This window comes from uncultured Aggregatibacter sp. (genome assembly GCF_901873365.1).
Lineage (GTDB): Bacteria > Pseudomonadota > Gammaproteobacteria > Enterobacterales > Pasteurellaceae > Aggregatibacter.
On the sequence record NZ_CABFLM010000015.1, the window covers coordinates 1 to 925 of the forward strand.

General features: G+C 44.0%; 1 pseudogene. It reads right to left on the reverse strand.

Annotated features, from left to right (window positions below):
- Positions 1-686 (reverse strand): annotated as a pseudogene (locus QZ106_RS00370) (bifunctional glutamine synthetase adenylyltransferase/deadenyltransferase); the annotation flags it as partial.
- Positions 687-925 lie beyond the last annotated feature (239 nt).

Consider the following 925-nt stretch of genomic DNA (forward strand, 5'->3'; position numbering starts at 1 on the left):
TATTGATCCAATGCGTTAATCAAGCGTTGCCCCAAACGGGTGAAAAACTTCGCATTATCCACGCTGCGGCGTGCCCCCACGGTTTCTCCTTGGCTTGGATACGTAAAAATCAAATCAATGTCGGAAGAAAAATTCAGCTCAAAACCGCCCAGTTTGCCCATGCCGAGAATATATAACTGCTGCGTGTTGCCCCGCGCATCCATCGGCGTGCCCATTTCTTCACAAGCCCGCGCATAAAGCCAATCGCGCGCACCAATAATCAGACTTTCCGCCAGTTGCGACAAGCGAATAAAAACCTGTTCCACCGTGGCGAAATTGAGACTTTGGCAAACACTCAGCTTCACCATTTCACGGGCGCGAAACAGACGTAATTCCCGATAAAGCTGTTCTTCCGTTTGCACATGCTGTAACACCTCATCCAACCGCTTGGCGTACTGGTCAGAGACCTCAAAGTGCGGTAGTTTTTCCCAACATTTTGCTAAAAACGCCGGCTGTTTCTGCCACGCCTCCGCCACAAAATCCGACATCGCCACCGCCACAGCCATTTGCCCGATATTTGTTGTTGGATCTTCTCTTTGTTGTTCGATTTGTTCAAACAAGGTGGAATCGAATTTTTCCGGAAAAGAGTGAATTAAAACCTCGGCGAGAGAACGGAGCTTATCGGCAAATTGAGCAACAAAAGACATGGTGAATCCTTATGAAAAATGATGCGTAAACTTTAGCATGAAATGGGGAAAATTTCAGGGGAGAAAAAGTGTGATTGGGGTCTCAGAATGAAAGAGATCTGTTAGCTGATATTCAATATTTTTGATACGCTCTGACTACAAGTAAGTGTGATGTTATGTTTCTAAAAAATCTAAATTTATTCTTAAAGAAACCACGTCTTATTTATTAAATAAAAATGATGGTGTATTAAACCTTAGGA